Raw genomic sequence first — 13398 nt, 5'->3', positions numbered from 1 at the left:
ACCGGGTACTTGGAGAAATGAAAACCTTTTTTCAGATTTATCAGCACTTTTCACCAGAGTTAAAGCGCCGCTTTTGGTTGCTTTTCTTTGGCATGGTGTTTTTGGCCGTTGTGGAGACGGTTACGGTTGGCATTATTGCTTTCTACGCGGCGGCAATCTCTGACCCTCAGGCGACTTATGACGCTTTCATGGGGTATCATTTTATTTTGCTTGATCCCTCCCAGTTGTTTCCGGGTTTTTCCATAAAACTGATGATAGCTCTGTTCAGCTTATTGTTAATAATTGCCGTTGTCATAAAAAACATTCTAAGTGGTGTAGTCACCTACCATATCGCGAAATTCAGTGCTGCGACAGAGAGTCATTTTGGCAGTCGGCTGTTGGATTCATTTTTGAATCGAGATTATCAATGGCATTTGAATAAAAACAGTGCCGATCTTGTCCAGAAGGTGAATTGGCGTCATTTTCTGGGTCGCTACTTTATCACCTCCTGTTTGAAAATGACGGCTGAGATTGCCATGTTGATGGTACTGCTTGCGGGGTTGCTGCTTGTCCAGCCCCTGGTCTCCCTCCTGTTTATAGCAACGCAGGGGGTTGCTGGTATTGTTGTCTATCGGTTTTTACGTAAAGGTCTGGATCATAGCGCTCGTGGTTGCCAGGAAGCAGAAACCATTCTCAACCGGACGGCCACCTGCGCTTTACATGCAATCAAAGATGTGCAGATAAGTGGGGCTCGGAAATATTTTGTCGACGGTTTTCAGGAATGGGGAACGCGTTTTTCCACGTTGTTTGGCAAACAGCAATTCTGGCAGGAGTCTCCACTGCTGGCTTTGGAGTCTCTCGGTTTCGTCATGATCGCCGGGGCAATTTTGTTTATGCTGTTTGGATTGGAATATTCACCGCTTGAGACCACTGGAACAACCGCTCTTCTGGCCGTTACCGCGTGGCGAACCCTGCCGGCATTCAATCGTGTAGTGTCCTCAATGGCCGGCATGCGGACGGCTATGCCTTATGTGAGCTCGTTACTGGAGGAGATGTCGGAGATGTCTGACTTGCGCAGTTCCGGGGAGGGGACTGTGGGGGAAAAAACGATCTCTTTCGTAAGTGCGATTAAGTTTGTAAATGTGTCTTTTTCCTATGATGGACACCGGTCAGTTTTGCAGGCGTTGAATTTTGAAATTCCTTGCGGAAAGTCCTTGGGGATTGTGGGACCGTCCGGAAGTGGGAAAAGTACTTTGATTGACCTTTTAACGGGCCTTCTGTGGCCTCAAGGCGGGGAAATTAGAATCGACGATAAATTGTTGAGCGAGGAGAATGTTCATTCCTGGCGGAAAAGCATAGGCTATGTGCCTCAATTTCCTTATATCCTCGATGGAACACTTGCCGAAAATATTGCTTTTGGCCAGGCCGCCCAAGATATTGATCGAGAAAGAGTTGTCGAAGTATGTCGAATGGCGGCGATCGATTTTTTGGACCAGCTGTCTGATGGTATTGACAGCATCATTGGTGAGCGTGGAATTAAACTTTCTGGAGGGCAACGACAGCGCGTGGCTATTGCACGTGCCTTGTATCGGTGTCCAAAACTCATCATATTTGATGAAGCAACCAGTGCCCTTGATGAAGATAAGGATTTTGAAATCCGTCAGCTGATTTTACAACTAAAGGGGAAGCAAACACTTGTTATTGTGTCACACCGTCCTTCAACTATTGCAGAATGTGACAATATTGTAAAAATCGATAGATTGTTGTGATTGATTATTGTGTCTTTGATCCTTAGTTGATTGATTTTAGCAATCGTGGATTTGCCAAGAGTATTGACGAATGAATAGCTTTTGCAATAAGAGGGTGAAGGTCGCTGCGGTTGTTGTATTGTATCGTCCAGATGGTGATGTTTTAAGGTGTATCCTGTCGTATGCAAATCAGGTTGGCCGAGTTTTTCTTGTTGATAATTCAGAAAATCCTGAAACTGATAAGTTTCAGGATTTTTGCAATGATGAGCAGAATATCGAATATTGTGCCCTTGGCGATAATTACGGTATAGCCAGGGCGCTGAATGTCGGTGCAGAAAAAGCCATTGCGGCGGGATATGATTTGCTTTTGACGATGGATCAGGACAGTATGGCCGCTCCGAACATGGTGAAGTATCAATTGCGGGCTGGTGATTCTTTAGGATGGGAGAAGATCTCTATCATATCGCCGATGCATCGAATCGGATTTGATCATGAAAAATCTATGGGGGATGTCTATGATGTTGAGAGTGCATGGACCTCTGGATGTCTTTTGAACCTGCATGTTTATCAGAAAATAGGGTGTTTTGAAGAAGAACTTTTTATAGATTTTGTTGACCACGAATATTGTTTGAGATCAAGGGTCCATGGATTTAGGGTGGTCAAGGTAAATGCTGCTGAGTTGTACCATGCGATCGGTGATGGGGCAAGGAGGGTTAAAGTCTTTGGATTGCCATTGATCGTTTCAAATCATTCTCCATTAAGAAGATATTATATTACGAGAAATCGGTTGTATGTGACGAAAAAGTTTCGAAAAGAATTTACAGGTTTCTACTGGATGGATAAGGTATATTTTATTTCTGAGCTAATTACCGTTCTTTTTTTCGAAAAACAGAAGATGGATAAAATAATTATGATTTTTAGGGGTGTTTTAGACTATTTCAATGGGGTGATGGGGAAATGCCATTATGTCTAATGCAGCTAAAGTCAGTTTTATTATTGTGAACTTGAATGGAATATCACTGATCAAAGAATGCCTTAAATCTATTTATTGTCAGACATATGATAATTATGAAGTGATAGTTGTTGATAATGCTTCTGATGACGGATCAGTTTCTTGGATTTGCGAGCATTATCCTGATGTCGAAATTGTACAATTGAATGCTAATCACGGTTTTGCTGGAGGAAACAATCGTGGATTACCATTTTGCTCAGGAGATTATATTGCTTTAGTTAATAACGATGTTGTTCTTGAAAAAGAATGGCTTGAGAATGTATTGATTCCAGTTGAATCCGATTCTTCAGTTGGGTTAGTCAGCTCGAGAATTTTTGTAAAAGGAACTGATCGTATCGACAGTATTGGCGATAGAATTTCTACGGCTTTTACTGGAATGAAATTAGCAGAAGGGCTCTCTGGATGGTCTTTTAACGAACCTTTGCCTGTTCATGGGGTTTGTGCTGCTGCGGCGCTTTACAGGAAGTCTATGATTGATGAAATTGGATTTTTTGATGATAATCTTTTTTTGAACTATGAAGATACGGATCTTAATTTTCGTGCATGGCTAAATGGATGGAAGTGCCGCTATGTACCAGAGGCGATTGCGTATCACAATGTCAATTCAACGATTGGTGAATTGAGCCCTCTTTCTGTTTATTACTTTTCAAGAAACAGTTTGTTGGTTTTAGTGAAAAACATTCCGTTGCGCCTAATCCTACGGAGATTACCACAGAGGGTTGTTTATGAATTGGCAGCATTTATATATTACGCAATTTTTAACAGAAAAATACTTGCGTATGTTTGTGGTAAATATCAAGCCTTTAAAATGTTACCAATTATGTTTGAAAAACAAAGGGCTTTCCGTGACAGAATTAAGATCTCTGATAATGAAATATTATCTGATCAGTATCCTATCTCCAGAATTATCATTGGACGAATTTTGAACAAATCTTTTATTTGAATTTATTAGAAAAAAGGTTGTAGCTTGTTAAAATACAGCTGCATGATGTCGACGACAATTTTCTGATGCCTATAGTTGGTAGAGATGGGCAGTGGGTAACTGATCAGAGGTTCCGGTTGCAAATTCAGTTATTGAAAATACTCGATGCGTGGCTTGGGAGAGCCTTGACCCTGATGTTGTTATCCCCCAGGTTGCCATGTCCGCCGCTGTCGAATGCTGACCTTTCTGCCGAGGCTAGAATTTTACTTATCCGTCCCGGCGGCATCGGCGACGCGGCATTGTTGATTCCAGCTGTCCTGGCACTGAAAAAACAATTTTCCTCCTGCCGGATCGACGTTCTCGCCGAGCGGCGCAATGCCCGGGTATTTGACCTTTGTCCGGCAGTCGAGCGGGTCGACTGCTATGATCGGGGCACGACTCTGCTGCAGGTATTGCGACGCCGTTACGATGTTGTTATCGACACCGAGCAGTGGCACCGGCTTTCCGCCGTGGTCGCCCGATTGATCCGTTCAGAGATGAAGATCGGTTTTGGAACCAACGAGCGCCGACGGATGTTCAGCCATGCCGTTGATTACCGTCATGACCGGTACGAGATAGACAGCTTCCTCGATCTGCTGGCGCCTCTGGGCGTTGCGCCGACCCCGCCTGAAGAGCCATTTCTGACGGTGCCCGAGGAGGCAGGGGATGAAGCTGTACGGCTTCTACAGCGGCTGGAGGATCGTCCCTTTGTGGCGCTTTTTCCCGGGGCCAGCATTGCCGAGCGCCGCTGGGGGAGAGAGAAATTCAGGGAACTGGCGGCGGCGCTTGCCCGGCAGGGAAGGGCGGTGGTCGTGGTCGGTGGCCCCGAGGATCGTGAAGCCGGCGATTTCATTGTCGAAGGTCTGGCGGAAGGACTGAACCTGGCGGGGCGAACCTCGTTGGCGGGCAGCGCGGCAATTCTGCAACGGGCGCAGCTGCTGGTTGCGGGCGATTCCGGTGTGCTGCATATCGCGGTCGGGCTGGGCGTACCCACGGTTTCTCTGTTTGGCCCCGGCATTGCTGAAAAATGGGCTCCATGGGGGCCGCGGCATCGGGTGATCAATAAGCAGTTCGACTGCTCTCCCTGTACCCGGTTTGGGACCACTCCGCCATGTCCGATCGACGGCTGCTGTATTGCCGATATCTCCGTAGCCGAGGTTCTTCTTGCCATGCAGGCCCTGCGGGCTGAAGACGACCGAAAGGAATAAGTCCAGTATGCCGCCGATTTATTATTTCCTGCTTGGCAGCGCCTTTGTTTTCGGAGCTTGTATCGGCTCTTTTCTCAATGTCTGCATCTATCGTCTCCCCGAGGGGCTGTCGGTTGTCAGCCCCCGGTCACGCTGCCCGCAATGTGGTCACCAGATCCGCTGGTACGAGAATATCCCGATACTCAGTTATCTTCTGCTGCGGGGACGCTGTTCGCGGTGCGGCGTTTCGTTTTCGCCGCGTTACCTGCTGGTTGAAGCTCTGACCGGAGGATTGTTCCTGTCGGTTCTCTATCACTTCGGCTTTACCTGGGGAACGCCGGTCTACATGCTTTTTGCTTCCGGGCTGGTCGCCATCACCTTTATCGATCTCGATCATCAGATCATCCCCGACGTTATCAGCCTGCCCGGCATCGTCATCGGTTTTGCCTGTTCTTTTCTGCTGCCCTGGGTCGATTGGGTCGATTCCCTGCTCGGTATTCTGTTGGGTGGCGGGCTGCTCTTTGCCATTGCTTTCGGCTATGAATTTCTGACCAAAAAAGAAGGCATGGGGGGCGGCGACATCAAGCTGCTGGCGATGATCGGCGCCTTTCTCGGCTGGCAGGCGGTTTTTCCGATTATCTTTATCGCGTCTCTGGCGGGTACGCTGATCGGCGTCCCGCTGATGTTGTTCAGCCGTTCGGATGGCAAGTATGTCCTTCCCTTCGGGCCCTTTCTGTCATTTTCCGCCCTTGTCTGGTTGTTTTTCGGCCCGGATCTCCTGACGTTCTACTTCAGCCTGTTCGGGCTGAACTGAGCCTCCCCGCTATATGTGGCCTTTGGTTCACTGTTGTGCCACATGATGTTGGGGGTGAGTCTGCGCTCATTTAATTCGATTGACATGATGCATAATTATCATATAATTACGCTAAATTTTGCCTTATTTGACATAGTGGACTAAGCGATATGGCCAACAATCGAGTGAAGGAAATTCGAGAATCCCTGCTCATGAGTAAGGCGGAACTGGCCCGCAAGGCCGGTGTCTCTCCCTTGACCGTTGATCGCATTGAGAAGGGAGCGCCCTGCCGTGTGGCAACCAGGCGCAAGATAATTCTCGCTCTTGGAGTCGACCTGGCGAACAAGGAAGATGTGTTTCCTGAGTGAGTTTGGTATGCGGTTTGCTTTAACACCAAAATGCCGGGCTTAAAAATTACACGGTTTTGAACTGGGGATGCAGATGCTGCTAGGGAAGAAAAAAGACATCGTCGGAGTCGATATAGGCTCCAGTTCGATCAAGATGGTGCAGTTGCGCGAGGCCAAGGGGGGATATCAGCTGGTCAATCTCGGCCTGCTTCCCCTGCCGCCGGAAGCGATCGTGGATAACTCAATTATGGACTCGGGGGTTATTGTCGACTCGATTCGCAGTCTGGTGGAAAGCCACAAGATCAAGACAAAAAATGTCGCTGCTTCTGTCTCCGGGCATTCGGTCATTATTCGGAAGATCCAGTTGCCGATCATGACTGAAGATGAAATGGAAGCTTCCATCCAGTGGGAAGCCGAGCAGTACATCCCTTTTGATATTTCCGAGGTCAATCTCGATTTTCAGATTCTTGGTCCCGATGCCAAGGATCCGTCACAGATGAACGTGATCCTGGTGGCGGCAAAAAAAGAGTTTGTGAATGACTATGTTGCGGTTTTTCAGGAATGCAACCTGATCCCGCAGATTATGGATGTTGACAGCTTCGCCATGGAGAGTGCTTTCGAGGTCAATTACGACACCGAGGAGGAAGATATTATCGCATTGATCAACATGGGCGCGAGCGCCATGAACGTCAATATCCTCAAGGAAGGTCTTTCGGTTTTTACTCGGGATATTCAAAGCGGCGGCAATACCTACAATGAAGAAATTCAGAAAAGACTTGGCCTGAGCAGTGATGAGGCTGAGCATGTCAAGCTTGGGGGTGAGCTCCCCGATGTTGATATGGATAGTGTCCGGGAAGTGGTTCAGGATGCCCAGTCCAACCTGATTCAGGAAATTCAACGCTCAATGGATTTTTTCTCTGCCACCTCGGCGGATGAAAAAGTGAAAAAGATATTTATTACGGGCGGGGTGTCCAAGGCCGTTGGATTGAGGGAAAGCCTGGAGGAGAAGCTCGGGATTCCGGTGGAACTCATGAACCCGTTTGCCAGGATAGCCGTTTCGGAGCAGGCCTTCGATGCTGAATATATCGAGGCGGTTGCCCCCTTGTTTTCAGTTGCTGTGGGGCTTGGCATGAGGAGGGTGGGGGACAAATGATTCGAATTAATCTGCTGCCTGTCCGTGCCGTTCAAAAGCAGGAACAACTTCGTGGACAACTTGTCGTGCTTGCTCTCTGCCTGATTCTTACAGGCGTGGGGTGCGGTGGTTTCTATATGTCCGTATCGATAAAGATTGATGATCAGAAAGCCGCGATCGGGCAGAAACAGGCCCGGATTGCCCAGTTGCACAAGGCCATCGGCGAGGTTGGAAAATTCAAGAAATTGCAGAAGGAACTGAGGGGCAAGCTGGAAGTTCTCGAGTCGTTGAAGAAGAATCGAAACGGGCCGGTCCGTCTGCTGGATGAGTTGAACAGGGCTCTACCGCCGAAACTCTGGTTGACCCATTTCGGTCAGGCCGGAAAGAACATTGACATCAAGGGGATTGGTATGGATGAGGCCACGGTCGCGGAATTCATGCGATCTCTCGAACAGTCTCCGTACTACAAAAATATTCAGCTGAGAGTTACGGAGCGGGTGGGCCGGAAGGGGTTGAAACTGCAGAAATTTGCCCTTTCAGCGCTCAGTGCAACGCCGAAGAACTGACGGCTTCCGGAGGGTAGGGTTTCATGAATCCACGTTTGGAAAAAATCCTTAAGTTACCAGCCTACCAACGCGTTCTGCTGGTTCTGGTTCTGATGCTGACGATTGTCGGTCTTGCGACCTGGTTTGTTTTTCTGCCGCAACAGGATGAACTGACCTCTCTCCGTCAACAGAATCAGCGGTTGCAGGTGAAATTGCAACAGGATCAGAGGATTGCCAATAACCTGCCGAAATTCAAGGCTGAATATCAGAAAATGAAAGTGCGGCTGGATGAAGCCCTGACCGAGCTGCCGAACAAACAGGAGATCCCTTCTCTGCTGACCAGCATCGCCGCGGTCGCCAAGGAGAACGGCCTGGAAGTTGTTCGCTTCCAGCCCCAGGGAGAAGTCAACAAGGGGTTTTACGCGGTCGTTCCGGTCAATCTCACTCTAAGTGGCACCTACCATCAGGTTGCCGCCTTTTCTTACGCTGTTTCCCTCATGCCGCGTATCGTCAATCTGGACAACATCAAACTCGATGTGGCCAAGGCAAAAAATGGCCGGGCCAGGTTGAAAATTACGTGTAAAGCGAGGACGTTTCGATTCGTGGAAAAGAAAGCTCGGAAAAAGGGGAAAAAGAAATGAGGGCGCCTCTGATCAAGAAGATCCTGCTGGTTGCCGGCCTGTGCGGATTTTTACTGGTCGGTGGATGTGATGACAGTCCTCCCGCTTCTGTCAAGGCGCCTGCCGCGAAGGTGAAGCCGGTCAAGAGAATCGCCAAGAAAGTACAGAACAAAAAACCGCAACCCAAAAAGCCGGATTACGTCTACTCTTCCGCCGGCTTGCGTGACCCTTTCGTTCCTCTGTTCGAAGAGAAGAAGCCGATAACCGCTAAGAAGACACCATTGACCCCCCTGCAGAAATTTGACCTTGCCCAGTTTCGCATCTTGGGAATCATTGTTGGAAAAGGGGAGCCGAGCGCCATGGTCGCGGCTCCCGGGGGCAAATCCTACATCCTCAAAAAGGGTTTGAAAATAGGCAAGAACAATGGAACAGTGACGGCAATCACGCCTGATGGAATTACCGTCATGGAGAAATACTATGACTTTACCGGCGCTGTTCGTACGAATAAAAAAATGATCAAGCTGCCGCCGCACAGAGGGGTCAACTGATATGATTCGAAATTCGCTGAGCACTTCAAGGTCAGGGGGTCAGTTCATGCGTTTAGCATCTTTTTTGTCTGTCGTTGCAGGTTTGGTGTTGCTGGGAGCCTCGCTGGCTGCGGCCCAGACACCAAATAAGTTATTGGCGATTCAAACGACCGATGTCGATGGTGCCCCGACGATAACTCTGAAAACAGAGAATCCTGTCGGCTACCGTTATACCGTTTACGATTCCTTTGACCCGGTCAGGGTTGTCATTGATTTTCCCGGCATGGATGTGAGCCAGGTTCAGGAGTCAATAAAGCTTTCCGAGCCGAATCTCCAGGAAGTGCGCGTTTCTTCTTTTGATCTTGAAAGCGGCAAGCTTGGTCGAGTCGAAATTCTTCTTGGAAAAACCGCGAGTTATGAGGTGTCCCTGAGCGGGAATGACTTTAATGTCACTTTCAAGGCCCCCGTCGGGAAAGTTGCCTCCATTGGTCAGAAACTTGTTAAAAAACAGGATGTCAACGCTGAGCGGAAAACAAAAAAAGAAACTGCCGCAGAGACGGTAAAAGCCGCTGCTGAACCTGTCGCAGCCCGGCCCGGTCCGGCGGCCGAGCCGCAGGCGCAAGATTCCGGCGTTGCAGTACAAACGAAAGCTTCGAAGAAACCGACTGTTTCCTCCCGTGGTGTCTCTTTTGCCGGACCGGAGGGACAACAGGCCCGATTTGTTGCGCCTGAAATGAAGCGCTTTCAATATTTTCAACTGGCCGGTCCTGCCAGGCTGGTGGTTGATGTTTACGGTGTGAAACCTCAGTTCAAACAGAGATCCTTTGCCGCCGCTGACGGTTTCAAGCGAATTCGGGTCGGGGTTTATGCTGACAAGACAAGGTTCGTGTTCGATGCCGAAGGTCCCGCTCTGCCAGGCTTCGAGGTGGCCCGGGATGGTGACGCCGTTGTGGTCGATTGGAGCGGACGGGCGGTTTCCTCTTCTGCCACCAAGGTGGCACCAGTTGTGCAGTCGGCAGTTAAACCCTCGGCTCAGGGGGTTCCGGTTGTGATTGAGGCGCTTGATTTTGACACCCGGGATGGCCGTTCGATTTTCAGTGTGAAGATGTCGGGTGCCGGTCAGTTGATTCCAGCTGTCCAGAAAGGCGATGTGGTTCAGTTCGGCGTTGCCAACGCCACCATCAACCGCAGCCTGCGCAGGGTTGTGGATGCCTCTTCGTTTCCGTCCGCGGTTAAATTGATCACTCCCTACCTGGTGCAGAATAAAAAGGGGCAGGATGTACGGTTTGCCGTTGAATTGAAGGGCCCGGTGTCCTACTCCCTCAAACGGCAGGGGACCAGAATCCTGTTCCAGACCGATGACGGCGCATTTGCCGAGGCTGCTCCGCCGTCTCCCGAGGCTGTTGCCGTGCCCGTTGCCGCGGTTAAGTCAACCCCTTCCAAGGAGTTGACCGAGACGGTCAAGGCGGCCAAGGCTGTCAAGAAGGCTGATGTTGAGAAGTCCGCTGAAAAGGGTGCTGTGACGCCGGTTGCGGCACGTCATTCCAATACAATTGTCGCTGAACCGCCGGCTCAATATACCGGCGAGAAAATTTCCCTGGTTTTTGATAATGCGGATATCCGCCAGATTTTGCAGTTGATCGGTGAGGTCGCCAATCTCAATATCATTGCCAGTGATGAAGTTAAGGGGAATATTACTCTGCGACTGCTGGATGTCCCCTGGGATCAGGCCCTTGATCTGATCATGGATATCAAGGATCTCGGGATGCTGAAAACAGGTAATGTCGCTCGTATTCTTCCCCGGTCCCGTATCCGCTCAATGGAAGAGGCAAAATTGAGCGCCCGGCGTACCAAGGAAAAGTTGCAGGACCTGGTGACCGAAGTCATCATGGTCAGCCATGCCAGCCTTGACAACGTCGCGGGCCCTGTTTCCGAACTGTTGACCGAGCGTGGCAAGCTTACTCCCGACGCGCGCAACAAGCAGATTATCGTCACGGATGTCCCTTCGGCCATCGCGTCCATCAAGCAACTGGTTTCCATTCTCGACACTCCGGAAAGACAGGTTCTGATTGAGTCGCGGATTGTTGAGGCGAATTCCAACTTTTCACGGGATCTTGGTGTTAAATGGGGTTATTCATACGATAATCGCGCGGGATCCTCCGCGGGAGACAGCTTTGCCAACCTTGACAACGCCAGTTTGGGGCTTGGCGGCAGTTTTCTTCTCAATCCCACCGGAATTACCGGGTCGAACAGTTCCGGTCTCGGCACCTCATTCACGTTCGGTCGTTTGGGAATAGACAGTTCGGTTCTGGATCTCAAAATCTCCGCATTGGAAACCTCAGGTCACGGCAAGGTGATCTCGCAGCCGCGGATTGCCACGCTTAACGGAGAGGCGGCCACAATCTCCCAGGGGACCAAGATTCCCTACCAGTCTGTCAGTGACCAGGGTACGGAGACCAAGTTTGAAAATGCTGAGCTGAAATTGGAGGTTACACCGGTCATCAACCCTGACGACAGCGTTATCCTGGAAATCTCGGCATCGAACAGCTCGGTCGGCGCCACTGTCCCGACCGGTGTCGGTGACGCGATTGCCATTGATGAGAAAAAAGCGGAAACCAAGGTTTTGGTTCGTGACGGAGAAACCACTGTTATCGGCGGAATTTTCGTTGAGGATGAACGTTTCAGTGAATCCGGTGTGCCGGTTCTGATGAGTATGCCGATTGTCGGTAACCTGTTCAAATCAACAACCAAGACGAACGAAAGGCGGGAGTTGCTGATTTTTGTGACCCCCAGGATTCTCAGATAGACGTTGTCGTTTCCCGGTGAGAGCAAAAAAGGACAGGTTTCGCCTGTCCTTTTTTGTTGCCCCTTGCTAACATGACGAACCATGGTGCCAGGTCATTCTGAGTGGAAGAGGAACCTGCTTCTGGTTGGTTTCATGGGGGCGGGAAAAACGACCCTCGGCGGGATATTGTCGAAGCGTTGCAGGCTTGATTTCGTCGATACGGATCAGTTGATAACTGAGCAGTTCGGTTTGTCCGTTGCGGATATTTTTTCCCGGTATGGGGAAAACGCATTCCGCGTGGCTGAAACGGAACTCCTTCGCAACCTGGCGGCCCGGTGTCGTCATTCGGTTATTGCTACTGGTGGCGGCATGGTCCTCAAGGATGAGAACTGGCGGGTCATGAGGCAGATCGGTCCTGTGGTTTTTCTGCGAGCCGATGAGCAGGAACTTGTTGAACGCCTGTCATCGGCGACCGGTCGCCCGTTGGCGGATGACAGCGACCGGGAAGCCATCCTGGAACGGTACCGGCAACGTTTGCCTTGCTATCTCAGGGCGGATCTGGTTGTTGAAACAAAAAATCAAGCACCGCTGGAAGTCGTCGATGCGATTCTTGGCGGTCTGGAGCGCGTAAACCCGAAATGGTTGTTCTGAACGTCGGACTCAAGGAACGCAGCTATCCGATCTGGATCGGCAAGGGCATTCTTGACCAGTTGCCGGACATGCTGGCCGGGGTCGGTTTCCCCTCCCGGGTGGCAGTCATCACCAACGCGACAGTGGCCGGACTCTATGCGGATCGGGTACAGCAGATCCTGTCGCGGGCCGGTTTCCTGGTTCATCTGATTGAAATTCCGGATGGGGAAAAATACAAGAATATTGAAGTTTTCACCCAGGTCATCACCTCCCTGATCGAGCAGGGTTTTGACCGTCATTCAGGGTTGCTGGCTCTCGGCGGCGGCGTGGTAGGTGATCTGACCGGATATGTGGCCGCCAGTTACCTTCGCGGGGTGCCTTTTGTTCAGTTGCCGACGACCCTGCTGTCGCAGGTAGACAGTTCGGTCGGCGGCAAAACGGCGGTCAATCATCCTCTCGGCAAGAACCTGATCGGGGCTTTCTATCAACCGAAAGGGGTTCTGATCGATGTCGCGACATTGCAGACTCTGGAGGCACGTGAATTCGCTTCCGGAATGGCCGAAGTGATCAAGTATGGTGTGATCCGCGATCGTCGTTTTTTCTCCTGGCTTGATGATTCGGTTGACGCGTTGCAGAATCTTGACGGTTCCAGCCTGATCCATGTCGTGGAGAAATCTTGCCAAATCAAGGCCGATATTGTAGAAAATGACGAAAAAGAGAGCCATTTGCGTGCTATTCTTAATTTTGGCCACACCTTTGGGCATGCGATCGAAAATCTTTCCGGGTACGGAGAGGTCAAGCATGGCGAAGCGGTTTCCATCGGCATGCTGGTCGCTTCCAGAATTTCCTTGAAACGTGGTTATTGTACCAGGGAAGATGTCGCGGCTCTTTCCGGTCTGTTGCGCAAATTCAAGTTGCCGATTGCCGTTCCGGAGTTCAGTCTTGATGATTACCTGGAGGCGATGGGCCGGGATAAGAAGGTGACTGCCGGAAGGCTTCGCCTGGTACTCAATGTCGGCATCGGTGACTGCTGTATCGAGGATGAGCCTGATCCGCGACAGGCATTCGGAGCTGTACTTCATTAGCGAACACGCTGTCAACGGGGTTGTTCCTGTGATGGTTCTGCCAACTG

At 50.3% G+C, this 13398-nt stretch carries 13 protein-coding genes; all 13 read left to right on the top strand.

Going from position 1 to position 13398, the window contains the following annotated elements:
- The first annotated feature begins 17 nt into the window (after positions 1 to 17).
- The 13 genes from B5V00_RS11175 (at position 18) to aroB (ending at position 13351) form a co-directional block, all read left to right on the top strand.
- Complete coding sequence (locus B5V00_RS11175; protein ID WP_085010879.1) at positions 18 to 1748, top strand: ABC transporter ATP-binding protein; 1731 nt, start codon at positions 18 to 20, stop codon at positions 1746 to 1748.
- 70 nt (positions 1749 to 1818) lie between these two features.
- On the top strand, positions 1819 to 2700 hold the full coding sequence (locus B5V00_RS11170; RefSeq protein ID WP_085010878.1) for a glycosyltransferase family 2 protein: 882 nt from the start codon (positions 1819 to 1821) through the stop codon (positions 2698 to 2700).
- Positions 2693 to 3682, top strand: coding sequence for a glycosyltransferase family 2 protein (locus B5V00_RS11165; protein ID WP_085010877.1), 990 nt, complete (start codon positions 2693 to 2695; stop codon positions 3680 to 3682). Before B5V00_RS11170 ends, B5V00_RS11165 begins: the two co-directional genes overlap by 8 nt.
- Positions 3683 to 3855: 173 nt before the next feature.
- Positions 3856 to 4908 carry a glycosyltransferase family 9 protein gene (locus tag B5V00_RS11160; protein ID WP_172399721.1) on the top strand — a complete coding sequence of 351 codons (1053 nt, stop codon included), beginning with the start codon at positions 3856 to 3858 and terminating at the stop codon, positions 4906 to 4908.
- 7 nt (positions 4909 to 4915) lie between these two features.
- On the top strand, positions 4916 to 5701 hold the full coding sequence (locus tag B5V00_RS11155; protein WP_085010875.1) for a prepilin peptidase: 786 nt from the start codon (positions 4916 to 4918) through the stop codon (positions 5699 to 5701).
- 149 nt (positions 5702 to 5850) lie between these two features.
- Entirely contained in the window at positions 5851 to 6048 is a 198-nt protein-coding gene (locus B5V00_RS11150) for a helix-turn-helix transcriptional regulator (protein ID WP_085010874.1), read from the top strand.
- A 73-nt stretch (positions 6049 to 6121) separates the two neighbouring features.
- Complete coding sequence (pilM, locus tag B5V00_RS11145) at positions 6122 to 7180, top strand: type IV pilus biogenesis protein PilM (protein ID WP_085010901.1); 1059 nt, start codon at positions 6122 to 6124, stop codon at positions 7178 to 7180.
- A 116-nt stretch (positions 7181 to 7296) separates the two neighbouring features.
- Positions 7297 to 7725, top strand: coding sequence for a PilN domain-containing protein (locus B5V00_RS11140; protein WP_172399720.1), 429 nt, complete (start codon positions 7297 to 7299; stop codon positions 7723 to 7725).
- A gap of 23 nt (positions 7726 to 7748) precedes the next feature.
- Complete coding sequence (locus B5V00_RS11135) at positions 7749 to 8345, top strand: type IV pilus inner membrane component PilO (protein WP_085010872.1); 597 nt, start codon at positions 7749 to 7751, stop codon at positions 8343 to 8345.
- Positions 8346 to 8455: 110 nt separating this feature from the next.
- The gene (locus B5V00_RS11130; protein ID WP_172399719.1) at positions 8456 to 8872 is read left to right on the top strand and encodes a pilus assembly protein PilP; all 417 of its coding nucleotides are present in this window, start codon (positions 8456 to 8458) and stop codon (positions 8870 to 8872) included.
- 1 nt (position 8873) lies between these two features.
- Positions 8874 to 11657, top strand: coding sequence for a type IV pilus secretin PilQ (locus B5V00_RS11125; protein ID WP_085010870.1), 2784 nt, complete (start codon positions 8874 to 8876; stop codon positions 11655 to 11657).
- Between the two features lie 81 nt (positions 11658 to 11738).
- On the top strand, positions 11739 to 12287 hold the full coding sequence (locus B5V00_RS11120; RefSeq protein WP_085010869.1) for a shikimate kinase: 549 nt from the start codon (positions 11739 to 11741) through the stop codon (positions 12285 to 12287).
- Positions 12275 to 13351 carry a 3-dehydroquinate synthase gene (gene aroB, locus B5V00_RS11115; RefSeq protein ID WP_085010868.1) on the top strand — a complete coding sequence of 359 codons (1077 nt, stop codon included), beginning with the start codon at positions 12275 to 12277 and terminating at the stop codon, positions 13349 to 13351. The genes B5V00_RS11120 and aroB overlap by 13 nt, the downstream gene beginning before the upstream one ends.
- Positions 13352 to 13398 lie beyond the last annotated feature (47 nt).

This window comes from Geothermobacter hydrogeniphilus, assembly GCF_002093115.1.
Classification (GTDB): domain Bacteria; phylum Desulfobacterota; class Desulfuromonadia; order Desulfuromonadales; family Geothermobacteraceae; genus Geothermobacter_A; species Geothermobacter_A hydrogeniphilus.
The sequence above is the reverse complement of the archived record's forward strand: the minus strand, read 5'-3'. Positions and strand labels throughout refer to the sequence as shown.

Bases quoted from the DNA above. Each gene is read 5' to 3' on its own strand.
- B5V00_RS11175 (WP_085010879.1), top strand. From the start codon at position 18: ATGAAAACCTTTTTTCAGATTTATCAGCACTTTTCACCAGAGTTAAAG.
- B5V00_RS11170 (WP_085010878.1), top strand. From the start codon at position 1,819: ATGAATAGCTTTTGCAATAAGAGGGTGAAGGTCGCTGCGGTTGTTGTA.
- B5V00_RS11165 (WP_085010877.1), top strand. From the start codon at position 2,693: ATGTCTAATGCAGCTAAAGTCAGTTTTATTATTGTGAACTTGAATGGA.
- B5V00_RS11160 (WP_172399721.1), top strand. From the start codon at position 3,856: ATGTTGTTATCCCCCAGGTTGCCATGTCCGCCGCTGTCGAATGCTGAC.
- B5V00_RS11155 (WP_085010875.1), top strand. From the start codon at position 4,916: ATGCCGCCGATTTATTATTTCCTGCTTGGCAGCGCCTTTGTTTTCGGA.
- B5V00_RS11150 (WP_085010874.1), top strand. From the start codon at position 5,851: ATGGCCAACAATCGAGTGAAGGAAATTCGAGAATCCCTGCTCATGAGT.
- pilM (WP_085010901.1), top strand. From the start codon at position 6,122: ATGCTGCTAGGGAAGAAAAAAGACATCGTCGGAGTCGATATAGGCTCC.
- B5V00_RS11140 (WP_172399720.1), top strand. From the start codon at position 7,297: ATGTCCGTATCGATAAAGATTGATGATCAGAAAGCCGCGATCGGGCAG.
- B5V00_RS11135 (WP_085010872.1), top strand. From the start codon at position 7,749: ATGAATCCACGTTTGGAAAAAATCCTTAAGTTACCAGCCTACCAACGC.
- B5V00_RS11125 (WP_085010870.1), top strand. From the start codon at position 8,874: ATGATTCGAAATTCGCTGAGCACTTCAAGGTCAGGGGGTCAGTTCATG.
- B5V00_RS11120 (WP_085010869.1), top strand. From the start codon at position 11,739: ATGGTGCCAGGTCATTCTGAGTGGAAGAGGAACCTGCTTCTGGTTGGT.
- aroB (WP_085010868.1), top strand. From the start codon at position 12,275: ATGGTTGTTCTGAACGTCGGACTCAAGGAACGCAGCTATCCGATCTGG.